Here is a 24,452-nt window from a genome sequence, read left to right on the forward strand (position 1 = left end):
CGGGTGCGTCACATGTGTCGCAAAATGCGCGTTCGTGTCGCAATCAGTGCCGCAACAAGGGCATGTTGAGTAAAAAATATCCTGCAATAGCTGACGATAAGCGGTTTTTTGCAGGAGTTGTGAAAAATGGTATATATTATGCAAAATGACTCACAAAGAATTTCGAAGCACGCGCAACTATCCCGGCAGCCCATTGGCAGCTTTCAGGGGCGTTTGGCTTCTTTTGAGCACCCGGACGGCAGACCGGGACATTTAACAACTCTCACCAAGGAGTGCAGCCGTGCAGCAAACCGATGACTGTACCTGTTCCGACGCTAAAATAGCAGTCAGGGATCTAACGAAAATGTATGGGGATCTTACCGTTCTGGATAAGGTCAACTTTACCATCAAGCGCGGAGAGCTGGTTTGCATAGTCGGGCCTACGGGATGCGGCAAGACAACCTTTCTCAACTGCATGTCCAAACTTACGGAAACCACCTCCGGCAACATCTACATTGATGGTGAAGTGGCAAATCCGCGCAAGCATAACCTGGCCTTTGTGTTTCAGGAACCAACGGCTTTGCCGTGGCTTACCGTGGAAGAAAACGTGGCCTATGGCATGCGCATAAAAAAGGTTCCGCCCAAGCAGCTCAGGGAACGCCTTGATATGATCCTGGAGATGGTGGGCCTGGAAGATACGGCCAAGCTGTATCCCAACCAGGTTTCGGCCAGCATGATGCAGCGTATCGCCGTGGCGCGCGCCTTTGCCGTGAACCCTGATCTGCTGCTCATGGATGAACCCTACGGCCAGCTTGACGTGAAGCTGCGCTTCTATCTTGAAGACGAGCTTGTGAAGCTGTGGCAGACCCTCAAGAGCACCGTGCTTTTTGTTACGCACAACATTGAAGAAGCCGTGTATGTGGCTGACCGCATCCTGGTGCTGAGCCCCAAGCCCACCAAGGTGAGGGCGGAAGTGGTTGTTGACCTGCCGCGCCCGAGGGATTTCAGGGATCCGCGTTTTGTCGAACTTCGCCGCCAGGTCACAGACCTCATCCGCTGGTGGTAGGAAAAAGGGACAGCTTATGCAATGCAATGAAAAAGTAACCTACCGCAAGCCCATGCGGCTTCGCATCCTGCCGGTTCTGAGCGTTTGTATTTTTCTTGGGGTGTGGCAGATGTGCGTTGGCCCGGCTGACAGCAACGACTGGCGCATTCCCGGTACGCTGCTCAGCTCGCCGTATGACATTCTGAGCCTCATGTTCGACAAGCTCACCAATCCCGCGCCTGACGGCGCAGTGTTGCTGGAGCATGCCTGGACAAGTATGCAGGAAGCCTTTTTGGGCTACGTGCTGGCCCTGATTGTGGGCCTGCCCCTGGGCCTTGCGATGGGCTGGTTCACCACGGTGCGCGGCCTTGTGCGCCCCATATTTGAAATCATCCGGCCCATTCCGCCGGTTGCCTGGATTCCGCTGACCATTTTCTGGTTCGGCATCGGTCTGCCCGGTAAGGTTTTTATCATCTGGCTTTCGGGCATCGTGCCGTGCGTCATCAATACATACACCGGCGTGCGCATGACCAACCCCGTACATATTCAGATGGCCAGAACCTATGGCGCTTCCGACTGGCAGATATTTACCTCCATCTGCGTTCCTTCCGCGCTGCCCATGGTGTTTGGCGCATTGCAGATCGCCCTGGCCTACTGCTGGGTGACCCTGGTTGCCGCTGAACTGCTGGCCGCAGACAAGGGCCTTGGCTACCTCATCACCATCGGCCGCATGCTTGGCCGTACCGACCTTGTGATGGTGGGCATGGTGAGCGTGGGTATTGCTGGCGCAATCATCGGTTTCATCATTGACAAGATCGAATCCCGGCTGCTGGCCGGCATCAGGAGATAGCGCCATGCAGTCTTCCTCGGCGTCCAACGGGCAGACCCAGAGCGTCTGCAATGAAACCATCAAGAACACGAAAAAATACGAGTTTTCGCTGATACGTGCCCTCAAGAGCGAATACTTCTTGTACATCGTTTCGCTGGTGAGCTTTTTCGGCCTGTGGCAGTGGGCTGCCACGTCCAACGTGTTCGGGTACAGCAGCGCCCTGGCCACGCCCTTTCAGGTGGCGGAAAGCCTGCACGACCTGAGCGTCAACAAGCTTTCCGGCCTTGGCCTGCTCGAACATCTGTGGATCAGCACGCGCCGCGTTATCATCGGCTTTTTGATTGCCGCTGGCTTTGGCATCCCGCTGGGTCTGTTCATGGCTTTCAACGAAACATTCCGCGCCGTTGTGAAGCCCATTTTCGACATGTTCAAGCCCATGCCGCCCCTGGCCTGGATTTCTGTGGCCATCCTGTGGTTCGGCATTGGCGAAGCGCCCAAGATTTTTATCATCGTCATTGGCTCCTTTGTGCCGGTGGTGCTCAACTCTTACAGCTGCCTGCAACTCATCGAACCCGAATTTTTCGATGTGGTGCGCATCATCGGCGGCAAACGCTGGGACGAAATCCGCCTTGTGTGCATTCCCGGCGCACTGCCCGCCATTACGGCTGGTTTGCAGATCGCCATGTCCAGCGCCTGGACGTGCGTTGTGGCTGCGGAGCTTGTGAATTCCCGTTCCGGCCTTGGCTACATCATTGTGCAGGGTATGAAGCTGTCCGACCCCGGCATGATTATCGGCGGCATGCTCATTATTACCGCCGTATCGCTGGTGTTCACCCTGGGGATGGATCTGCTGACCCGCAAGCTGTGCCCCTGGCAGCGTGAAATCGAGAATCTTTAGAGAGCCAAGGAGCTGAACGTGAAAGACACGCAGCCAAAAATTGTCTGTGACAATATAAGCAAAACCTTCATCCAGAAGGGAACCCAGGTGGTTCCGGTTCTGGAAAACATCTCCCTTGAGGTGCGCGATCAGGAGTTTCTGGTCATCCTCGGGCCGGGGCAGTGCGGCAAGACAACCTTGCTGCGCATCCTCGCCGGGCTTGAAGCGCCTTCATCCGGCGCGGCTTATCTGGATGGCAAGCAGATTGCGGCCCCCGGACCGCAGATCGGCTTGGTGTTTCAGAGCTACAAGCTATTTCCGTGGAAGACCGTGCGCCAGAACGTGGAAATCGGCCTTGAGGTGCGTGGGCTTGAGCCTGCGAAGATCCGTGAGATCTCAAATCACTATCTTGGCATGGTGGGTCTGCAAGGCTTTGAGGATTACTATCCTCACCAGCTTTCGGGCGGCATGAAGCAGCGTGTGGGCATCGCCCGCGCCTATGCTCTCAACCCAGAGGTGCTGCTGCTTGATGAACCCTTTGGTCAGCTTGACGCCCAGACCCGCTTTTTCATGGAGCAGGAAACCGAGCGCATCTGGCACATGGACAAGCGCACCATGATTTTTGTGACCAACAATATCGATGAAGCCCTGTTCCTCGCCGACCGCATCGTCACCATGGAAGACAAGCTGCCGGGGCATGTGCACACCTCATATGATGTGCCGCTGCCGCGCCCGCGCGACACCATGGACCCCGCGTTCCTTGAACTGCGGGCCAGAATTACGGAAGAACAGAAGCTCACGCTCTAGTACTGCGCACAGCAGCAAGGGCCGCGCCGCGCATGGGTGCGCCTGCCAGCGGTACGGCCCTTGCCGCGCATGCGAGAGCATGGATTTCTCGGCAAACCTGTATGCACTTGCCGAGGTTGCTCAAGTGGTTTGTTTGAAGGTTCAAGCAGTTGAAAGGTTTTTCGTCAAAAGCGGATCTGTCCACTAACCAATTAGGAGTCATGCATGAGAAAACTGCTTCTGGTCGCGCTTCTGCTTTGCATGGGCGCTGTCATCTGCGGCGGCCCTGTCGCCACTCTGGCAGCCGACAAGCCCGTTGAAATTTCCACCTGCTGGATGGACGAATCCCCGGGCTTCAACATCTGGTACGCCAAGAAAATGGGTTGGGACAAGGAAGAAGGCCTGGACATCAAGATGCTGCTGTTCAACAGCGGCCCTGCCCAGATGGAAGCCCTGCCCGCCAAGGAATGGGTGCTCGGTTCCACGGGCGTTGGCGGTCAGCTGATCGGCGGCATCCGTTATAATATCTACTCCGTGGCCCCCATCATCAGCGAAGGCGAAGTGCACGTGCTTTACCTGCGCCCCGACAGCCCCGCCGCCAAGGTCAAGGGCTACAACCCCAAGTATCCCAACGTGTACGGCAGCCCTGAAACCGTCAAGGGCATGAAGATCCTGTACACCTCCCAGACCACCGTTCACTACATGATCGGCAAGTGGCTGAGCATCCTTGGCCTTACCGAAGCCGATGTGACTCTGGTGAACATGGAACAGCCCTCAGCCGTGCCTGCTTTTGAAAAGGGCATTGGCGATGCCGTGTGCCTGTGGGCACCCTTTACCTTTGTGGCTGATTCCCGCAAGTGGCAGCGCGCCGGCACCATGACCGACATGGACTGCATCACCGTGTCTTCGCTCGTGGGCGACAAAAAATGGTGCGATGAAAACCCCGAACTGGTTGCCAAGTTCCTGCGCGTGTACCTGCGCGGCTCCAACATGCTGCGCGAAGAAGGCCCCAGCCCCCGCATCATCAAGGAATACCGCCAGTACATGAACGAATTCGCCGGTATCCGCATGACTGACGAAGAAGCCAAGCTCGACATCCAGATCCACCCCCGCTGGTCTTACGAAGAAACCATGGCTCTGCTCGACAGATCCAAGGGTGAATCGCAGGCCGACAAGTGGCAGAATTCTGTGGCCGACTTCTTTGGCAGCATCAAGCGTTTCTCGCCTGCTGAAATCAAGAAGTTCAAGGACGCCCAGATCAATACCGACAAGTTCCTCAAGCAGGTTCAGCTGCCCATTCCCAGCTGGAAGTAGCTCCTCCCCCACGGACACGCGCCGGATGTAAATCCGGCAGTACCGGGCCTGTTCTTTGCCTATTGCCGGGCAAGAACAGGCCCCTTATTTTTTATGGCAGGGGATGACAGAGGATTGCAGAGGATGGTTGTGGATGTCTGTGAAGGCCGTGTGTGGCGGGCAGGGCGGGGGAGACCTGCCCCCGGTAAAGCCCGTGGAGGATTGCTGCGGGGGTAGTCTGTGCGGGAATATCGCGGCTATCCGCTATGTGGGCAGCAAGTGATCTGACCTCTGATCATTTGCCTTTATCTTCAGCTCCATCATCCGGCGCGGAGGTGGTCACAAGGCCCACGTCCTTGATGCCAGCGCCGCGTACCCTGTCCATCACGCTCATGACCATGCCGTAGGGAACATCCTTGTCGGCCCGAACAAAGAGCTGCCGCCCGCTGTCCTTTACCCGCGCGCCCAGGGCATCCGGCAGATTGTCCATGTCTGTTTCCTGCTCGTTGAGAAACAGCGCTCCGCCATTTTTGACCGTCAGGATAACGTGGTCGTCATCCGTGGGCAGCACTTCTGAGGTCTCCACCTTGGGCAGGGCCACATCAAGCCCCTCGGTCATCATGGGGGCTGTGACCATAAAGATGATCAGCAAGACCAGCATCACATCCACAAAGGGCGTGACGTTGATATCGGCAACAAAATCGTCGTCGGCGGAAGATGCGGCCATGACTAGCGCTCCTCTGAAAAGGCTATGCCGTCAGCGTGTTGCGGCGCTTCGTGTTGCAGGCGGTTGAGCATCTGGCCTGCAAAGTTGATGCATACGCCCTCAATATGGGCCAGTTTGGCGCGGAACACGTTGTAACCACACACAGCGGGTATGGCCACAAACAGGCCGACAGCGGTGGCGATGAGCGCCTCGGCAATGCCGGGCGCGACAGTTGCCAGCGAAACGCTCTTCATTTGGGCAATGGCAGTGAAGGAATGCATGATGCCCCACACCGTGCCGAACAGGCCAATAAAGGGGGCCGTGTTGGCTGCGGTGGCAAGCAGGGCCAGGGATGATTTGAGAACGGCGAGTTCTTCCGCAACGGCAAAGTGCAGGGCCCTGCGTACATTGTCGTTCAACAGACGGTCAACATCACCCGTGCGGGAAATACGGTTGAATTCGCGGATGGCGCGGCGCGCAATGCCAAAAAGGGGGGAGTGCTTGTCATTTGCCAGCACAGGCAGCGCCCGGCTCAGCTCCCCGGCCTCGTCAAACGCCGCCAGCCCCGCCTGCGTGCGCTGCTGGGCAGTGCGCAGCAACAGCCATTTGCTGCACATATAGGCCCAGCTTGCCACAGACATGCACAAGAGCAGCGCCAGCACGCACTTGGAAACAAATGTTGCCTGCAACACCGCCTGAATCATGGAATCCATTATATCCCCCAAAGAATATGAAATTGAAATTCAAAGCTATTGTGTGGTAGTACGCTCCGCAAGCTTTGTCAACCTGACAGCGATAAATTCAAGCAAAACAGTATAATGTTGAGCATGTTACCTGTTGATGCTGAAGTCGACCGGAAATTCCACCACGCACATCACAGGTTTGCCACCCACCTTGCCGGGGGCAAAGCGCCAGCGCTGCACGGCTTCAAGGGTTTCTTCCTTGAAGTGCTGCGTTTCCTTGCCTGGCAGAACCACGGCGCGCACCACCTTGCCCTGGGCGTCAATGACGGCGCGCACAATGACGGTGGCTTCCTTGCCAATACGCTTAGCCGCAGGCGGGTAGTTGGGCTTGACCCGGTGGATGGCAACAGGGGACTGATCCCACTGGTTGAAGCCGTATACCGAGCCAGCGCCCTGACCACGCCCCTGATGCATGCCAAGCCCGCCGCCGCTGCCGCCGCCCTGACCTCCATCGTTTCTGCCGCTGCCCTGAGCTTCGGCGGCGCTGCCAGCGGATTCGGCATCCGGCCCCTGCCGGGTATCACTGCCCAGCGAGGGCGGCGGTGTTTCCATGGGGGGGCGGTCTTCTGTTTTGGCCGTGGGCCGTTTTTGCTGATGCTCCTTTTTGGGCGGGCGCTTTGGTTCGCACTTTTTTTTGAGTATCAGATCCGGCTGTTCAACTGGCTGCTCGGCCTGCGGCGTTTTTTTGTCCGTGGGCTGTTCTTTTTCCTCAACCGGGGCGTTGCGCTCCTCCCTGGCTGTGGCGTTGGGATCAGTGCCGTTGGTGACCGAGGCATGGCTTGCGCCTTGCGTGGCAGTGCCCATGCCCATGCCCACAAGGGAAACCCGCATGGACGATTCGCCGCCGCCAGAGGCCTGCAAAGGGATGCCCCACAGGCATATAAACAGCCCGACGTGTACGCCCAGCGAGAACAGCAGGCCTCTTTTGTGCGTTTCGCGGGATGCGGCAGAAACCGCGCCCAGTTTTTGCGGATTGATGCGCCGCAGGGTGGGGCGCGCCGCCACAGGGCCAGCGGCGGGCAGATGTTGGTCTTCGCTCTGGGCGGAAGCCTTGAGCAGCTCGCGCAATTTGGCCGACTGCGGCTGGCAAAAGACTTCCCGCACTGGCCCCTGTTCCACGCATTTGCCCTTGTCCAGCACAAGCACCCGCTGGCAAAAGCCTTTTACCAGCGTGAGATCATGGCTGATAAAGATCAGCGACATGCCAAAGCGTTGCTGCAAACCACGCAGCAACTCAATAATCTGGAATTGCAGCGCCCTGTCCAGCGATGAGGTGGGTTCGTCCAGCAGCAGTATGCGGGGGCGCAGCACAAGAGCGCGCGCAATGGCTACACGCTGGCGTTCACCGCCGGAAAGTTCGTGCGGGAAACGGCTGGCATATGCCGGGGAAAGTCCCACATCCCGCAGCGCCTCAAGAACGCGCTGCGGCCTGTCCTGCGCTCGTGGGGCGTGCACGCGCAGGCCTTCTTCAATGAGGTCATGCACGCACATGCGCGGATTGAGCGAAAGATAGGGGTTTTGAAAGACCACCTGAATGCTGGCGCGCAGGGGGGCCATTTGCGCATGGGTCAGATTCTGGATTTCTTTGCCCATAAGACGGATTCCGCCACGGCTGGCCACAAGCCGCAGCACGGCCAGGGCCATGCTTGATTTGCCAGATCCGCTCTCGCCCACAATGCCCAGGCATTCGCCCTGATGCAGGGCAAAGCTCACGTTGTCCAGCGCGGTAAAGGGCAGCTGCACCCGCTGGAAAAGCCGCGTTTTCGGGCGGCAAAAATCCACGCTCAGACCCTGAGCCTCCAGAATGGGGCTGCCGCCATGCCGGGGAACATCCTCGGCCCACTGACGGCTGCCTGTGTGGAGCAGGGCACGGGTGTATTCGTGTTGCGGGTCTGCAAAGAGCGAGGAGGAGGACTCCACAATTTCGCCGTGGCGCATCACGTGAACCGTATCCGCAAATCGCCGCACCATGCCCAGATCATGGCTCACAAGCAGCAGGCTCATGCCCAGTTCCGCGCGCATGTCGCGCAAAAGCTCCAGAATAGCCTGCTGCACGGTGGCGTCCAGAGCGGTTGTGGGTTCGTCTGCAATGAGCAGGTCGGGCTTGTTGGCCACGGCCAGCGCAAGCATGATGCGCTGCCTTTGTCCGCCGGAAAGCTGGTGCGGGTATGCCCTGTAACGTTCCACAGCATGGTCGAGCCGCACAAGGTCAAAGAGATCCAGCACCCGCGAGCGCACCTGCTCCTCACTCAGGCTTTCGTGCGCGCGCAGGCATTCGGCCACCTGATCGCCCACGCGGTGCAGGGGATTGAGCGCTGCCAGCGGATCCTGAAAAACCATGCCGATTTTGCGTCCGCGCAGGGCCATGACGGACTTATCCGGCAGGCTGAGCACGTCCTCGCCTTTAAACAGAATGCGCCCCTGCGTTACGTGCGCCCCGCCGGGGAGCAGACGCACGATGGAACGGGAGGTGAGGGTTTTGCCCGCGCCGCTCTCGCCCACAAGGGCAACGCACTGGCCCTTTTCCACACTGAATGAAACATCGCGCACCACTGTGCGCATAGCCGTGCCCCTGGCTGTGCCAAGGGCTGCCGGGTCGGAGATTCCCCTCCCGGTTTTGGCATCAGCTCTGGCAAAGGCCACATGCAGGTTTTGAACGTCAAGAAGGCTCATGCCTGCTCCCTCCATGTGTTTTGCGGGGTTTCCGCGTCTGCCGCGCCGCCGCTCAAAAATACGCCTGGGTCAAAGGCGTCGCGCAGGCCCTCGCCAATAAAAACGAGGCAGGTCAGCATGCCCGCAAGGGTAAAAAAGGCGGCAAGGCCTATCCACGGGGCAAAGAGGTTGTTCTTGCCCTGCACCACCAGTTCGCCCAGCGAGGGGTATTCTGGCGGCAGCCCAAAACCCAGAAAGTCCAGCGATGTCAGGGTGACGATGGAGGCATTGACCAAAAATGGCAGAATGGAAATCAGGGCCACAACGGCGTTGGGCAGCACATGGCGCAGCATGATGCTTTTATCCGGCACGCCCAGCGCACGGGCCGCCCGCACGTATTCCATGTTGCGCGCCCGCAGGCTCTCGGCCCGCACCACGCCCACCACGCGCATCCAGCTGAAGGCCAGCATGAGGGCAAGCAGCGCCCAGAATCCCATGGTCATGACGCTGGAAATGATGATGATAAGGTAGAGAACGGGAATCCCGCCCCACACCTCCATGAAGCGCTGAAACAGCAGGTCTGGCAGCCCGCCGTAATAGCCCTGGGCAACCCCTGCGGTCATGCCCACGGCGCAGCCGAAAAACGAGAGGCACAGACCGAACAGTACGGAAATGCGGAACCCATAAAGCAGCCGCGCCAGAATGTCCCGCCCCTGATCGTCCGTGCCCAGCCAGTTGCCGTGCCCTGGCGGCGCGGGAAAGGTTGTGCCCTCCTGCCGCGAAATGGTGTTGAAAGAATAGCGCACCGGGGGCCACAAGGCCCAGCCGCGCTCCGCGATGGCGGTCTGGATGAATGGGTCTGCAAAGTCGGCGGCAATGGGCAGGTCGCCCCCAAAGACGCGCTCGTCCAGAGTGTGAAACATGGGAAAGTAGAGCCGGTTTTCGTAGCTCACCACCAGGGGGCGGTCATTGGCCAGAAATTCGGAACTCAGGCTGGCGGCAAAGCACAGGCAGAACAGGCACAGGCTGACGAATGCCCGGCGGTTGCTGCGGAATGTCTGCCATCTGCGGCGTGTGATGGGGTTCATGCCTTGCTCCTCCCGCTGAAATCGATGCGGGGATCAACCTTTGTCATGGTCAGATCTCCAATGATGGACGTCACAAGGCCGATGAGCGTGAAAATGTAGAGCGTGGCGAACATGACGGGATAATCCCGCTGCATGGCGGCCTCAAATCCCAGCAGCCCCAGCCCGTTGAGCGAGAATATGGTCTCTATCAGCAGTGATCCGGCAAAAAACATGCGCACAAACGCGCCGGGCAGCCCGGCAATGATGATCAGCATGGCGTTGCGGAACACATGCCCGTAGAGCACGGTTCTTTCGTTCAGGCCCTTGGCGCGCGCTGTTTCAACATACTGCTTGCTCAGCTCGTCCAGAAAGGAATTGCGGGTCAGCATGGTGAGCCCGGCAAAACCGCCGATGGTCATGGAAAGCACGGGCAGGGCCATGTGGTGCAGGTAGTCCAGCACCTGCCGCCAGAAGGGCAGGCTCTCGTAACCCAGAGTGTGCAGGCCCCGCAGCGGGAATATCTGCCAGTAGGAGCCGCCCGCAAACAGCACAATCAGCAGCACGGCAAACAGAAAACCGGGGATGGCGCTGGCCGCCACCATGACGGCCCCGGTGGCGAAGTCAAAGGTGCTGCCCCGGCGTACGGCCCGGGCTATGCCTACGGGTATGGACACAAGGTAAATGAGCAGGGTGCTCCACACGCCAATGCTGATGGAAACAGGTAAGGCATTCACAAGGAGCCCGGCTACGCTGTCTGCCTTGAACAGGCTTTTGCCGAAATCAAACGTGGCAAAGTCGCGCAGCATTTCCCCATACCGGGTGAGAATGGGCTTGTCGAAACCGTAGAGCTTGCGGATGGCGTCCAGCGTTTGCGGGTTAAGCCCGCGCGCGCCGGAATAGGCGCTTTCAGCAGTATCTGCCATGCCTGCGGCGGGCAGGTCGGCCCCAGCGCTGCCCACCCGTTCCATATAGGCGCTGCCGCTGCCTTCCAGCATGGCGATGAACTGCTCCACAGGCCCGCCGGGCGCAGTCTGCACAATAAAAAAGTTGATGGTCAGAATGCCCAGCAGCGTGGGGAATATGAGCAACAGACGGCGAAGAGTGTAACGCAGCATCAGCGCGCCTCCCTGTCGGTTTGCGCAGCGGCGGCGGGAACCGCCTGCGCGGGCGGCGTGGCCCCGGCTGCCGGGACATGCCACGCCATGATGTCCACGCCTTCATTGCCTTGCTCTGCTGGCGGGGTGATGCGGTCTTTCCACCATGCTATGCGCATGCTGCCGCTGTACCATGCGGGGATGACGTAGCAGCCGTGTTGCAGCAGCCTGTCCAGCAGTGCGGCGCGGGTGTGCAGATCCTCGCGGGTGGGGGCCGCCACCAGTTCGTCCACCAGCGTGTCAATCACGGCATCGCGTATGCCCGCATAATTGCGCGAGCCGCGCGCCCCGGCAGCCGTTGAAGACCAGTAGTTGCGCTGCTCGTTGCCGGGATTGGACGACTGCCGCACCGTGGCCTGAATAAGGTCAAAGTCGAATGCCCGCACGCGGCTGACGTACTGGGTCTGATCCACCAGCCGCACGTTGAGCGTGATGCCCAACCTTTTGAGCGTATTACGAAAGGGCGTGTACACGCGTTGCATGGAGGGCGAACTGGTCAGGATGGTCAGGCTGAGGGGTTGCCCCTGAGCGTTGAGCATCTCGCTGTTTTGTATGCGCCAGCCGGCTTGTTCCAGCAGGTGCAGGGCGGCTCGCATTCTTTGACGTTCGGTATCGCGCCCGCCAGCGGGCTGCACGGGTAGAGGGCCGAAAACTGCGGGATCAAGTTTGTCGCGCCAGCGCTCCATGAGTTCAAGCTCCCCGGCGGAGGGCAGGGGCTGCGCCGCAAAGGGGGAGCCAGTGAAAAAACTGCTGTAACGCGTGTAGGCATTGTAAAAGAAGGCGCTGTTCATCCAGTCAAAGTCAAACAGCAGGCTCAGCGCCTGGCGCACGCGCCTGTCAGCCAGTGCCGGGCGCCGGGTGTTCATGAAAATGCCGCCCAGGCCCATGGGGCTGGCATACTCCTGAAGCTGCCGGGTAATGCGGCCATCGCGCACGGCGGGCACATTGTAGGCATTGGTCCAGTCCTTGATATTGCTTTCGCTGTAAAAATCCGCTTCTCCGGCAAAAAAGGCCTCGCGCGCAACGGAAACATCACGGTAATAATCAACCTGAACCGTATCAAAATTGTAGCGGCCCTGATTGACGGGCAGGTCTTGCCCCCACCAGTCTTTGCGGCGCTCGTAAATGAGGCGCGAGCCCATAACGCTGCCCGCAAGTCGGTAGGGGCCGCTGCCGGGCATGATGTCCGTCTGCGGGTCGCCCAGATTGCGGCCTTGCCACCAGTGGGCGGGCAGCACGGGCATCTGGCAGACAATGAGCGGCAGCTCGCGGTTGGTGCCGGAGGCAAGTTTGAAGATCACCTCATGTTCACCAGTAATTTCAACTCCTTGCACCTGCTCGTAATAGGAGCGGTAGACGGGCGAGGCCTGCTTGATGAGTGCGGTGAATGTAAAGGCCACATCCTGCGCTGTAACCGGGGCGCCGTCAGAAAATTTGGCCTGCGGGCGCAGGCGCACACGCAGGGTTGTGCGGTCAGGCGAGAGGTCAAAGCTTTCGGCCAGCAGCCCGCGCATGATGAACTCCTCCGTGCCGCGCTGGCTTGTGCCAAGCGTTTCGTAGGTCAGGCCAAGCTGCGCCGCGCTGACGCCACGAGGGCTGAAGGGATTGAAGCTGTCGAATGTGCCAATGGCGCTCAGGCGGAGCCTCCCGCCCTTGGGCGCGTCCGGGTTTACGTGGGTAAAGGGCGGGAGAGATTCGCTTTGCTGCGCATCCTCCCACAGGCCCAGAACCTCATAGGGCGCGCCCAGGGCGGGCGAAACTGTTACGGCGGCCAGCAGCGCCGCGCACACGCCAGCCTTGAGCGCAGCCAGACTACCGCGCAACGGCCAGTAAGGCGCGCGATTCATGGCTGGGTGACGTGGGGTGGCGGCTGCCGCTGCCGTTTCAGCATGCATGACGTGGTGGCTCCAGATGCGTTAAAAGGTGTATTTTACGCCAAAGTAAAACTGGCGGCCCAGGGCGTAGGTGCCCTGTGATGTGGCGGTAGTGCTGAGGTTGGACAGGTTTTTTCTGTCCAGCAAGTTAAGCGCTTCCACCTCCAGCGTAAGGGTCTGATCCTTGTACTTGATGGCGTCAAAGCTCAGCTTGGCGTCCACGTTGAGGCTGTCTTCCTGATAGGCCGTTCTGTAGGACGAGAGGAGAAGGCCGGAAGGCCCGACCACATTGGTTGAGCCGGAATCATTGTAAAGGCGTTTACCGCCCTGTTCCCAGCGCAACTGGCCCATGAGGCGCAGGCGGTCTTCCCAGAACTGGGCGCTGTGGGTGTAGGCGATAACCCAGGGGGAGTTGAAGTTGCTGGCAGGCATGTCGCCAATTGGCGTGACCACGCCGTTGAGCAACACAAAGTTTGGATCGCGGAGAACGTTATCCGTTTCGTTGTACGATGCGTTTGTCCAGTCCGTATAGTTGCCTTCGGTTTTGGACCATGTGGCGGAAAGCTCGCCCGTGTGTTTGCCCCAGTCGCCAAAATCAAAGGTGCGCTCGGCAGAAAGCGTGATGCCCTTGTAGTCAGTCTTGCCATCGTTGCAGTACTGGGTGTAGCTGACGCCGTCTTCCTTGACCATTGCGCCCTTGAGCTGGTTGCGGTAGTCGCGTTTGACGTAGGTGGCCTTGAACAGCGTGTCCCACACGTCAGCCGAAGCCCCAAGAGTGTATTCATCGTTGTACGGCGTTTTGAGGGACCCAAGGCGGAACGCTCCGGGGGGCGTTTTCGCGCCCGCAACCCAGGGGGAGTTCCAGTTCGCACGCGTGAAGGTTTGCAAGAATGAGCTGCCGTGCAAGGCTCTTTCCATTACCTGAGTGCCGTAATAGCGGTTGTAACCTCCGAAAACATTAAAGCGGTTGTCGTTGAGCAGGTCGACATTGACAAAAAAGCGCGGAGCCACATCGGTGTTTTCTGTCAGCGAATCGTAGGAAACGCGCGCACCGGGGCGGATAGTTACCCGCTCAATCTTGATGGTGTCCTGTAAATAAAATGCCGGGGCAAATACGCTCTCGCGGCGCTCAAGGTCGTTGTAAACCTGTTTTGTCTTGGCGTACTGCTCGCCGGTTATGACGCCGTTGCCGTACGATCCCGATGCCCCGCTGGCCAGCGCAGCGTTGGTAAAAACCGTGTACCCCTTGCGCTCGCTCTCCAGCATGATCTTTTTGAGTTCAAAGCCTGTTTCCAGCTGATGCGTAAAGTACTTGGGGCCAAAGGCCTTGAAGTCCATGCTGCTGGCCCAGCTCAGGGTGGTTTGCTGCTGAAGGTAGTCGCCGTAGCCGCCTTCCGTTGCCAGATTGTTGCTATAGGCCCAGCTTTTGGTGGAAGGGCTTACTTTCCACACATAGTTGACATCTTTGCTGTTTTTTCGGTCAAGATTGTTCTTGCTGTAGGTGATGTCGTTGCTCCAGCGCCCGATGGGAAAGTCGTAGTGGCTGTTGAGCATCATATCAACGCCGCCGCTGTTCACGCTGTATTCGCCGCCGTCCTTGAAATTGGCGTTGTACAGGGTGGCCTTGTAGGGCGCGTAAATGGTGGTGAGGCTCAGATACAGGGGGCTGCTCTCCGGCGTGTTGATCTTGAATAGGTAGTTCTCATTGAGGCGGCGTTCGGTCACGGATCCATCGCCAGCCTTGAGTTTGAGCGGGATGATGGATGTGGTGTTGGTATAGGCCATCATGACTCCGGGGCCGTTCTGCCACAGGGGGCCTTCCAGCCGCAGCGAAGGATAATACTTGTAAAATTCCGGCTGGTAATTGTTGCCCGCAAGGGGTTGAGCGTTGCTGTCGCTGCTGGTGTAGTGAAATTGCGTCAGGTTGCTGTCTGTATAGCGAAAGGCCGCCATGCCGCGCCACCTGTCGGAGGCAGCGTCGCGCAGCTTGGCGTCAATCACGCCGCCAAGAAAGTCGCCGTACTTGGCGGGCACGTTCTCTGTGTAGACTTTCACGGTGTCCAGCATGTCGGTGCTGAGCATGATGGACTGCGAGTCTCCACTGGGAATGGCGGCGTTGCCGGTGTGTTCATACCCGCCGGGATTGATGCGGTTGTTGTTGCCCAGACCGTTGATGATGAAGTTGTTTTCGTAGTGCTTTGCGCCACGAATGGAAATTTTGGGCGGTGTGATCTCGCCGCCGAGCATGCCGCTGCGCGAGGACGAGTCAAACTGCACGTTGGATTGCCCGCGCAACAGGTCATTGATGCTGTTGGTGGCTGAGGGGGTCATGTCCATGGTGCGGCGGTCAATCAGAATTTCGCCGGGCTGTTCTGTCTGGCCGCGAACCTGCACCCCTTCCAGCCGGTGTACTTTCCCGGCTGATTCGTCCGCAGCTGCGCCTTCCGCCGGTTTGCCCTGCTGAGCTGGGGAGGGCGCACCATTGCGGCGCAAAGCCTCCTCAATGGCTGCGTCATCTGGCGATTCCGATTCCACAGCAAGCGCCATGCGCGCAGAGGGGAGTTGCGCCAGCGGTGCCGCAGCCAGCAGCATGAGCTGCACGCAGAGCGCTTTTTTCTTAAAAAAAGAATGCAATTTCCTTTTCATCTTTAAGGCTACCTTTCTTCCTGTGACAGACAAACCGAAAGTCCATGCGCCCGTATTGCAGGCGCACTGCCTTTCGCGCGCGTGAGCGCAGCATCAACCCGTGTATGTTAAGCGGCGCTGCCGCAATGACAGCCCTGCGGCAGCATCCGTGCCAGAGGGCCTGCAACCAGAAGCGTCAGCAGGGCAGGCAGACCAAAAACAAGTACAAGCAGGATTTCGGGTGCGCAGGTGTGCAGCAGCGTACCGGATTCCATGCGTCTGTTGCCCTGCCGCTTACGGATGGCAAGGAGCAGGATCAAACTTAGCAGGTTTCCGCCAGCGGCCCAGAGGGGATATTCCGGCAGGGCGATTTTCAGGCTGGTTCCGGCAATATGGGGTTCAAACTGCACCACAGTCAGGGGGCAGAGGAATGAAAGCCAGCGCTGCTGACTCATCTGCCGTTCAACAACCGTTGCAGGGGGGCTGAGCAGCAGGTTGCGGATGATTTTAAGGTCGCCGTCGGCGGCAATCACAAGCACATCCTGCGCCAGGCGCGAGCCAAGGGTGTTCACGTTAAAGGTCGCGTCCAGCGGGGTGGCCCACACCGAAACATTCTGCACATCAGGCTGATACTGCATGGGCAGCCGCATGGGGGCCTGACCGCGCCTGTTTATGTACAGACCAGTTTCTGTGGCGATGGTGCCCAGCAGGTCGCTGTATTTGTTTTCGCGCACATCCACGCGCAGCGTTTTGCCGGGGATGAGATGCCCGGTGTTGCGGCATTCGGGCTTGCCGCGCACCATGAGCAACTGGAAGAGCATACCCTTTGCATCCACGAAAAAGAGGCCTTCATCAATGCTTTTGAAGGGGTCGGCATTGCTGCCCGCAGCCTGAAGGGGAAACTGCACCCCGGCGGTGAGCACTGCGGCGGTATAGGCGGTTCCCTTGGCGGTGTTTTCCTTGCCGTCGGCGCAATTCACAAAGCGCAGGCGGGTGTCGTCCAGCAGCAGGATGTCTGGCGGCAGGGAAAATGACGCGGTTTCTGGCGCAGATTCCATAAGCACGAGAACGCGGGACTGCGGGAGCATGACTTCGCGCGGGGTTGCCCGCAGGCGCACGCCTTCCTGCGCATCCCTGAAGGTGACGGAGCGCCCGTTAATGCTCATGGGGAACCCGCCCCATTTTTCCACATCGCGCGAAAACATGTAGGGCAGGGCCATGCGCCCATCGCGCTGGCTGATGCGGTTGCCTTCCTCGTCCCTGAACTGGAACACCGAAGGGCCGGTTTCAAAAATGATAAAGTCCTTTTTTACCGAACTGTATACAGCGCTCAGCTGAAGATAATCCGCCCGCGTGGCCCGCAGATACAGTTGCGGAACAAACCAGGCCAGAACAAAAATGCCCAGAAACACCGGGGCAAGGCGCAGCCAGTAAATACGCATTATTCTCCCTCCTTGACCCGCAGGGCGGCTGCGGCCACAGCCGGAATCCAGGGCAGACATGCCGCGGCGTAAAGCCATGTGCTGTTGCTCATGGGTGCGAAGCCTCGCCCCCCTGTCAGCATGGTTACATAGGCGAATCCCGCCAGAGCAAAGCATATCTTGCGTTTGAACGAAGGGTCGGCAATGGCGGCGGCAGTGGCGCACCAGCTTGTGATGCCAGCCAGGCCCCAGGGCAGCAGGGTTTTGAACATGGGTACGGAAAGCTCCGGCGGCAGGCCGTGGTGATTGTTTATCAGGGCAAAGCCTGCGGATGCGGCGCAGAATACAAGCGCCATCAGGCCCAGACCGGTTGCGGCCTGAACAGCAAGAGCAGGAATGGCGTTGACCGGAAGGTGGAAGAGCAGGCGCAGTCTTTTACCCAAGCATTCAGGGGCCATCTGCACCGAGGCAAGCCAGATGCCGCCAAGAATGAAGGCCCACTGGAGAGAGGTAAAATAGATGCTCTCCTTGAATATCAGCCCGTTCCAGGTATCCACGGCTCCGTGCATGGAAAGCACGCCCTTGAACGTCAGGTGGTAGTCCGCAAGGGCCGCGCCAGCGAAAATAAAGGGTATGCACCAAAAATAGCGCAATTTGATCCATTCCTTAAAAAACAATGCCTTGATCATGTCCTTCCTGCTTTGCTCTATGCCGTGTTGCTGTGCCGTTCAGAGTAGATTGCCGTTGGAATGCCCTAGTATCTGCCCGTCAGGCCCACAAATGCGTCTTCAAAGGTCATGGGCACGGGTTGGGGCGCGCCATCCGGGCAAGCCACCCCTCGTGCTTCAAGAAAAACGCGCATTTCATCCGGCTGGGCCCGGCTGAACAGCATCAACCTGTCTGCGCAGCGCTCGACCCGCAGAAGGGGGCCCTCGTTGTTGCGCAACTCGTTTGCGGCAGTGCAAAGCGGCAGATCATAGCGCAAAAATGAACGCATGAAATCCGCCTGGCGTTCTTTGGCCAGAACTGCTCCCTTGTGGATAACCACCAGCGAATCAAGCAGGTTTTCCAGCTCCTGCACCACATGGGAGGTCAGCAATACCGTGGTTCCGTAGCGGCGCACATGGTCCCGCAAAAAGTCGAGAAACAGGCGGCGGTAGCCCACATCAAGGCCTAGGGAATAATCGTCAAGGATCATCAGTTCGGCCCGTTGCGCCAAGATGAGGCCCAGCGTGACCTGCGAGCGCTGCCCGCAGGAAAGTCTGGTGATGCGCCGGGTAAAGGGTATGTCCATGCGGCCCACCACATCATAATAGATGCCCCTGTCCCACTGTGGATAAAAGCTGGAATAGAAGCGTTCAATCTCGCCGATGGTCATGAAATTGTACTGGATGAAGCCCTCGTGCAGCAGGCCGATACGCGCGCGCGCCTGCGGCGGGATGGCGTGGCTTGGGTGCCCCATGACCATGCACCGGCCCGAATCCGGCTGCATGAAGCCCATCAGGATGTTGATGCTGGTGCTTTTCCCCGCGCCGTTTTTACCCAGCAAGCCCACAATCTCGCCACGCGATACGCTGAAATCAACGCCGTGCAACACTTCTGTGCCGTGGTAGCTGTGGCGAAGAGCCTCGCATGAAATAAGCTCATCCATCACTTGCTCTCCTTGGCTGTATTGGTCTTGCTGGGCCTGACTATTTTTTCCTTGTTGGCATTCTTTTGGGGATGCGCCGCAACTGTCCATAGGGCAGAGGGAGCTGCCAGAAGGTCTTTCAGAGCCTCCGCTACAGCTTCTTTTGTGCAGTTTTGCAGATTGCTCTCTGTTGTTTTGCTCCATTCAAGATAGGGGTAGCCTGTAGCCAGTTCCGTAAGCAGCATGCGCTGCCAGTACTGGGTGTTGCTGCGGCTGGTCTGAACCTGGGTGAGCATGGGCAGGCGCAGTCGGTCCAGTTCCTGCTGGCTCACCTTCCAGGGGGCGAGAGTCCCCAGATATTCTTTAACCTGCCCCATCTGTTCCCGGTTGGTGTGTACATCGATCTGGAGCAGGGAATAGCCGTCCTCATTGGGCATGGTGCGGTAAAAGGCGCTGGGACTGTAGCTTGCACCCATGCGTTCGCGCAGATCGCGGCGCAGTTTGTCGCGCAGCAGCGCTGCCGCGAGCTGCCGGGCAGCCAGAACCTCCCTGTTGCCCTGCGGTGCGAAATCAAGACGCCATGCCTTGCGGACAACAGCCTGATCAACAGAATCCGGAACCTGAATGCTCGCGGATTTGCCAGCAGGAAATTCTAGCGGAGCGGGTTTTTCTTCCACAGCCGCAGGCTGGGTTGTGATGTGAGCGAAGTAGCGTTTTGCCAGTGAAATTGCAGTATTGGGATCAATATCGCCGCTGATGATCACACGCACAGGCTCTTTTTTACGGCTGGCGGCGATAAAGCTGCGCACATCGTCAATACCCAGGCTGGCCGCTTCCTCGGGCCTGAGGGGCTGATATCTGCGCACATTGCCGTAAAAAAAGGCCTGCCCTGCGATTTTTGAAACTTTTTCAACCGTTTCAGTCTGTTTGCGGTTTTGAGCTTCAAGTTTGCGCAGGGCGCGTTGGAGGTCGTCAGCCGCAGGCTGCGGATCGCTGAACTGCGTCCACACCGCCTGCACCAGCAGCTCAAGCTGCCGGGAGTCGCCTTCAACGCTGATGATGGCGTTGTTGGGGCCGTGCACCTCACCGACCCTGCCGCCCATGCGCTCCGACAGTTTTTGCGTTTCAAGGCGCGAAAGCGCGCCGAGGCCGCTTTCTGCCAGAGTTGCGCTGGCTGTTTGGGCAAGGGCAATGACGCTGTCGGGCAAGTTGGCGTATCCCTTGCCGAAGAGAAGCTGCACCGAGGCCTTGTTGGGCTCAAAATTAAGCGGAAGCACGTAGCATTCAACGGCGTCGCTCAGACGGGTCTGGAGGAGGGTTACAGCCGGGCTGCCCGGCTGGGAAAGATCACGGCTGGCTATGGGCGCATCTGCGGGGGCCGCAGTTGCCGATGCTGCCGCCGGAAGTTCAAGATATGGGAAGGCAATGGATTTTGTCTGCACCGTGGGCGCTGGCTGTGCAGCAAGGCCCTCTTGCCATGCTGTGAGGATGGCGGCTGCATCGGGCGGTGTGGCGCTGCCCACGGCAAGGAAAACATCTTCCATTGCCAGCATGGAGCGGAGCGCCGCATTGACCGCATCTTCCGTGATGGCGGGCCGCAACTGCCGGAACAGGTTCAGATCAAAGGTGGGCGCGGTTTGAACGTAGTCCGCATTGGCGGTGCGTACAAACTGGTCTGCCACATCGGCATTGCTCATGCCAGCGCGCTGCTCCTTGAAGCGGGAAATTCTTTTTTCAGCAAAATCAAGTGCCTGAGCTATCTCCTGCCGGGTGAAGCCGTGCGTTGCCGCCCGCTTCACCTCTTGTGCCAGGGCAGGCAGCGCCTGTTGCCAGCCGCCGGAGTGCGTTGCCAGCCCGATTGCGGCAGAAGGAGTAAGACCCTGCCGCCAGTTTGCGACAAAGCGCGCGTTGTTCCAAAGATTGTCGCGTTGGTCTCGCTCCAGCAGGCGGCGCTGCATGCAGTACCCGAGCACGGAGTCCACAAGCTGGTTTTGCTGATTCAGACGCGTATCGCGCTGGTGCATGCGCGGGAAACGCATTATTACGGAAATTTCCTCGCCGCTGATGGCGCGCGGCTCCCCTTGCGCCTGGATGCCGCCAAGCCACGCCTCGCCCCATGACGGGGGGAAGGGCACCGGGCCGGGGTTCGTCATGTCTGCAAAGCTGTTTTTCACAAGCTGACTGACCTGATCGGCAGTGACGGAGCCTGCGATAACCAGAATCATGCGTTCCGGGTGGTACCATTTGCGGTAAAAAGCCTTCAGGCGCTCGGAGGTTGCCCCACGGATGCAGTCTTCCGTGCCGATGGGCTGGTTCACAAAGGCTGTGCCCGCATAGAGCTGGGCAGTGCGCTGACGTTTGCTTGCCATGGCTTCGCTGTCGCGCACATTTTTCTCTGCCAGAATAACGCCCAGCTCCTTGGCGACTTCTTGCGGGGCAAACTGGATGCCATCCGCAAAGTCGCGCAGAATTTTCATCCCCATGGCAAGAGTGCTGGTGTCGCTGGATGTGAGGTTGAGCTTGAAGACGGTTTCTGCCCATGCAGTATGGGCATTGGTGTCGCCGCCAAAACTCATGCCGTGGCGCTGGAAAAAGGGAATGAGCGATCCGGGGGCAAAATTGTGCGTTCCGTTAAACGCCATATGTTCAATGTAGTGGGCGTAGCCTAACTCGCTGGGCGTTTCCATCAGCGAACCAGCCTGAACATTCAGATACATGGAAACGCGACCAGCTGGTTTGGCATTGGGGATGACCGCATAACGGAAACCGTTTGGCAGCCGCCCAAAGGTGATGGCAGGATCTGGCGGCAGGTCAGAATGCTCGTGCGCCCATTTGCCGTCGTACCAAAATGCTTCCGGGGGGGCGTTTGTAAGGATATTTTTTGCAAATGATGTGGAAGTTAAGGCCGTTAACACAATGCACAGGGCAAGGATTGATTCGGTCAAAAATATGGGCATGTCTTCATATCCGCATGTTTGGGTGTCTGGAGTAATGAAAATTGCTATATGGAAATGAAATTGAATTTCTTTTGGTTTAGTTAACTAGTCTGAAATTCAAATAGTGTCAATTATAATGGGGTATTATTTGTAAGTTGGTATAACTTATGAAAAATATCAGAAAATCTAAAGGGCTGGAGTTTCTGATAATAATTTCATAACATATTGAATTAAAATGACTTTTATAAAACGTTTGCTGCGGGTACATTCGGAAAGGAGTGCCCTTTGAAAAGGAGAAGGCGCGGAGCTATAGCGGTTACCGTCGAGAGGGGGGCAGGTTGCGTTGGAGGCGGTGAGAGGGTGCCGGGGGGCAAATTATTTGTATCTGCAAGTAGTTGCGAGTGCGTAAAAAAAGAAGGAGGAGTTGTGCTTCTCCTCCTTGCCTGTTTAGGCTGACTGGCTGCACCGCCTTACCCGGCACCAAGTTTGAATCTGCTGGCAGCGCCACACTGCTGACATCCTCAGAAAATGTATCTGATTTGCCAACAACTGCTGCACGTTCTCGCAACTTGCTAATAAATCAGCATTAATGCGATAAAAACATGATAATGCAAGGCATGTAGCGTGCCATGCGTATTTCAGTTTATTGTTAGGTTCTTGCAGATTTCAAAAAATTTGCAGTGCTACCTGTTATCAGGATGCAACATATGAATTCCACAGTCTGATAGCAGCGGATTCGCTCACAGACCACTGCAAGGGGCAGTTTCCGCATTCGCAGACAAGCCGATATATGTCGTTAATTCTGCCTTCGGGTCTGGATACTTCGACCTTTGGGGCCTTTCCACATTTGATGCAGGGATGAATGACAGGAAGGTTTTCTTTGTTCATGCGGGCAACATAATCTTCTTGTTGCCAGTAGTCAAAAGGGATTAACCACAAAGGCCTGCCAGGTGTTCTGAGCGGTGGCATAAACCCGGACAGCTTGAAAGTGGACAACTCACAGTATCTTTTTGTTCCCCTGCTAGCTCATAGGTTTGTTAGGCAGGCCTTTGCGATCCCCTGTTTGCAAACAGGGCTGAAAGGAACGATGGAAATAATATTAAATTATTAGACATGGTTAAGTGCGCCTTGTCAGCGGATTTATGAAAGGCTGTTTCAGCGTTTGCCAATGCGTACAGTTAAATGACAATAAGGTTAATTGTATGTGTAGTGTAGTTTTGTTATTGATGTATATTTTTGTTAGTTTTTTTAATTATAGCAATTTTAGAGACACTGTTAATTTGTTATGGTACACTGCTAGCAGGTATTGATTGATGGGAGTAGCTGTGGAATATCAACTTGATCTTGTTTCTGTGGCTCTCAAGAGTGAAGGTGAAAAAATATTCACCCTTGCAGATGGTCATGAAATGAAAATTTTGCCATCGGGCGATGGCAAAACAATGTCCATCATTATTGATGACGGTGTTTCATACAAGACGAAAGGAGCTAATGACTTTGTAAAAATAATCAGACAGATATTAGAGGGTAGAGGCATTGCCGGATGGGATGAAACTCGGGAAGGACAAGACAATGTTGATCAGGTCCTTTTCATGTACAAAGATGATATTGAATGACGTTTTCTGAATAATTTGCAATGCATGATGCTTGCAAATATCAGACACAGGCCATGAATTATTCTACAATCAATCCGCACCATGCTTTTATTTTACAATGGGTAACATTTATTTGCCCATGTGAGGAGGTACAATTTTTTTGAACATGAACAGGGAGAATGAATTATGCAAATTAACTCAAAACAGCGTGCTGAAATAGAACGAATTTTATCGAATTGGAAAAGATATCTTGATAGTCTTCCGCCAGCATCCGATGATTTGAAATTACATAAATGGCTTGGTATGAATACGTCGTTAGTGAAAAAAGATACTTTTACTAATAACTTGCGCTTTGTTGCAGATGAGCTGAGAACGCGCCTTGACGCAACGGCATTATAAAGCTGGGTAAAATAAGGGTGTGAGTAGGGCTGTCCTTGTCAGGGGTGGCAACGTTATTTGGTCGCAAGAGCTGAACGTTGCATCCTTGGGGCGGTTCATCTCACCCCCTTTGTTTTGATGGTGGATGGATCCAGACTGCGACTCTCTGGGGAAGTAGGGTCTCTGTGGGGGAGAGGCGGTTTAGCAAACTGTTAACCATTCTGGTAGCAGCTTGGGTAGAGACAGGCAATTTTTCGAGGGCGGTTGAATTACTGTGCGCAGGCCTGTGGCATAGTTCAGACAAAAAAAGAAGGCCGTGAAAATCACGGCCTTCCTGCATTTTAAATGCTTGCTGGACTTACCAGCGACGGGCGGCGGGCTTTTTGGGCTCAGCCTTGTTCACGCGCAGAGCGCGGCCGTCAACTTCTTTGCCGTCAAGGGCAGAGATGGCGTTGATGGCGCTGCTTTCGTCCATTTCAACAAAACCGAAGCCACGGGCGCGGCCGGTTTCGCGATCAGAAATCAGGTTCACGGAAAGAACATCGCCATAGGGCTTGAAGAGAGCTTCAACGCCGTCCTGGGTAGCAGACCAAGACAAATTGCCGACATAAATAGAAGTAGCCATGTGAGACTCCAAGGGGTTAAGGGGAGGTAGACTTTCTGCTTGAAGCCTTACCCATGTAAAGTCTCTGGCGAAAAATTTACTATACCCAATCAGTGATGTGGTAACATAGGGTGGTGTGCAGAAAATGTCAATGAATGTTATTTTAAAATAAGTAGCATGACGGCGGGAATTTACATTTTTTATAGAACTATTATCTGGCGGATCAGTGGGATACAGACTAAAAAATTATTTTTTATTATT

The 24,452-nt window shown here is 56.9% G+C and carries 20 protein-coding genes; 8 read left to right on the forward strand and 12 right to left on the reverse strand.

The window, feature by feature from the left end; translation table 11 throughout:
- Positions 1–343 precede the first annotated feature (343 nt).
- The 6 genes from RDK48_RS05220 to RDK48_RS05245 all read left to right on the forward strand — a co-directional run bounded on the left by RDK48_RS05220 (position 344) and on the right by RDK48_RS05245 (position 5,092).
- Positions 344–1,045, forward strand: a complete 702-nt coding sequence (locus tag RDK48_RS05220; RefSeq protein ID WP_022658549.1) for an ABC transporter ATP-binding protein — start codon at positions 344–346, stop codon at positions 1,043–1,045.
- A gap of 16 nt (positions 1,046–1,061) precedes the next feature.
- A complete protein-coding gene (locus RDK48_RS05225) occupies positions 1,062–1,874 on the forward strand; it encodes an ABC transporter permease (RefSeq protein WP_192111466.1) in 813 nt (270 codons plus the stop codon).
- A 4-nt stretch (positions 1,875–1,878) separates the two neighbouring features.
- Positions 1,879–2,751, forward strand: coding sequence for an ABC transporter permease (locus RDK48_RS05230; protein WP_298992630.1), 873 nt, complete (start codon positions 1,879–1,881; stop codon positions 2,749–2,751).
- Between the two features lie 18 nt (positions 2,752–2,769).
- Complete coding sequence (locus RDK48_RS05235) at positions 2,770–3,537, forward strand: ABC transporter ATP-binding protein (RefSeq protein ID WP_374042249.1); 768 nt, start codon at positions 2,770–2,772, stop codon at positions 3,535–3,537.
- Between the two features lie 204 nt (positions 3,538–3,741).
- Positions 3,742–4,830, forward strand: a complete 1,089-nt coding sequence (locus RDK48_RS05240) for an ABC transporter substrate-binding protein (RefSeq protein WP_291442389.1) — start codon at positions 3,742–3,744, stop codon at positions 4,828–4,830.
- 133 nt (positions 4,831–4,963) lie between these two features.
- On the forward strand, positions 4,964–5,092 hold the full coding sequence (locus RDK48_RS05245) for a hypothetical protein (RefSeq protein ID WP_298992625.1): 129 nt from the start codon (positions 4,964–4,966) through the stop codon (positions 5,090–5,092).
- 12 nt (positions 5,093–5,104) lie between these two features.
- Here RDK48_RS05245 and tolR read toward each other — a convergent pair whose 3' ends face one another.
- The 11 genes from tolR to RDK48_RS05300 all read right to left on the reverse strand — a co-directional run bounded on the left by tolR (position 5,105) and on the right by RDK48_RS05300 (position 21,638).
- Positions 5,105–5,536 carry a protein TolR gene (gene tolR, locus RDK48_RS05250; protein ID WP_298992623.1) on the reverse strand — a complete coding sequence of 144 codons (432 nt, stop codon included), beginning with the start codon at positions 5,534–5,536 and terminating at the stop codon, positions 5,105–5,107.
- A gap of 2 nt (positions 5,537–5,538) precedes the next feature.
- Positions 5,539–6,228, reverse strand: a complete 690-nt coding sequence (locus RDK48_RS05255; RefSeq protein ID WP_022658554.1) for a MotA/TolQ/ExbB proton channel family protein — start codon at positions 6,226–6,228, stop codon at positions 5,539–5,541.
- 117 nt (positions 6,229–6,345) lie between these two features.
- On the reverse strand, positions 6,346–8,931 hold the full coding sequence (locus RDK48_RS05260; protein ID WP_298992619.1) for a dipeptide ABC transporter ATP-binding protein: 2,586 nt from the start codon (positions 8,929–8,931) through the stop codon (positions 6,346–6,348).
- On the reverse strand, positions 8,928–9,998 hold the full coding sequence (locus RDK48_RS05265) for an ABC transporter permease (protein ID WP_298992617.1): 1,071 nt from the start codon (positions 9,996–9,998) through the stop codon (positions 8,928–8,930). Before RDK48_RS05265 ends, RDK48_RS05260 begins: the two co-directional genes overlap by 4 nt.
- The gene (locus tag RDK48_RS05270; RefSeq protein ID WP_298992615.1) at positions 9,995–11,092 is read right to left on the reverse strand and encodes a microcin C ABC transporter permease YejB; all 1,098 of its coding nucleotides are present in this window, start codon (positions 11,090–11,092) and stop codon (positions 9,995–9,997) included. Before RDK48_RS05270 ends, RDK48_RS05265 begins: the two co-directional genes overlap by 4 nt.
- A complete protein-coding gene (locus RDK48_RS05275) occupies positions 11,092–13,026 on the reverse strand; it encodes an extracellular solute-binding protein (RefSeq protein ID WP_298992613.1) in 1,935 nt (644 codons plus the stop codon). Before RDK48_RS05275 ends, RDK48_RS05270 begins: the two co-directional genes overlap by 1 nt.
- Positions 13,027–13,047: 21 nt before the next feature.
- Entirely contained in the window at positions 13,048–15,639 is a 2,592-nt protein-coding gene (locus RDK48_RS05280) for a TonB-dependent receptor plug domain-containing protein (protein ID WP_298992612.1), read from the reverse strand.
- 119 nt (positions 15,640–15,758) lie between these two features.
- Complete coding sequence (locus tag RDK48_RS05285; protein ID WP_298992610.1) at positions 15,759–17,072, reverse strand: DUF4857 domain-containing protein; 1,314 nt, start codon at positions 17,070–17,072, stop codon at positions 15,759–15,761.
- Positions 17,072–17,740: a hypothetical protein gene (locus tag RDK48_RS05290; RefSeq protein ID WP_298992607.1), complete on the reverse strand. Its 669-nt coding sequence runs from the start codon at positions 17,738–17,740 to the stop codon at positions 17,072–17,074. The genes RDK48_RS05285 and RDK48_RS05290 overlap by 1 nt, the downstream gene beginning before the upstream one ends.
- Before the next feature lie 65 nt (positions 17,741–17,805).
- A complete protein-coding gene (locus RDK48_RS05295; RefSeq protein ID WP_298992605.1) occupies positions 17,806–18,702 on the reverse strand; it encodes an ABC transporter ATP-binding protein in 897 nt (298 codons plus the stop codon).
- Complete coding sequence (locus tag RDK48_RS05300; RefSeq protein WP_298992603.1) at positions 18,702–21,638, reverse strand: pitrilysin family protein; 2,937 nt, start codon at positions 21,636–21,638, stop codon at positions 18,702–18,704. Before RDK48_RS05300 ends, RDK48_RS05295 begins: the two co-directional genes overlap by 1 nt.
- Positions 21,639–22,942: 1,304 nt before the next feature.
- On the opposite strand from RDK48_RS05300, the gene RDK48_RS05305 reads away from it, so the two are divergent.
- On the forward strand, positions 22,943–23,230 hold the full coding sequence (locus RDK48_RS05305) for a hypothetical protein (RefSeq protein ID WP_298992601.1): 288 nt from the start codon (positions 22,943–22,945) through the stop codon (positions 23,228–23,230).
- Between the two features lie 165 nt (positions 23,231–23,395).
- Positions 23,396–23,608, forward strand: coding sequence for a hypothetical protein (locus tag RDK48_RS05310; RefSeq protein WP_298992598.1), 213 nt, complete (start codon positions 23,396–23,398; stop codon positions 23,606–23,608).
- A gap of 337 nt (positions 23,609–23,945) precedes the next feature.
- Here the strand turns inward: RDK48_RS05310 and RDK48_RS05315 are convergent, their stop codons facing one another.
- Positions 23,946–24,212, reverse strand: coding sequence for an RNA-binding protein (locus RDK48_RS05315; protein WP_022658563.1), 267 nt, complete (start codon positions 24,210–24,212; stop codon positions 23,946–23,948).
- Positions 24,213–24,452 lie beyond the last annotated feature (240 nt).

Source organism: uncultured Desulfovibrio sp., from assembly GCF_902477725.1.
Classification (GTDB): domain Bacteria; phylum Desulfobacterota; class Desulfovibrionia; order Desulfovibrionales; family Desulfovibrionaceae; genus Desulfovibrio.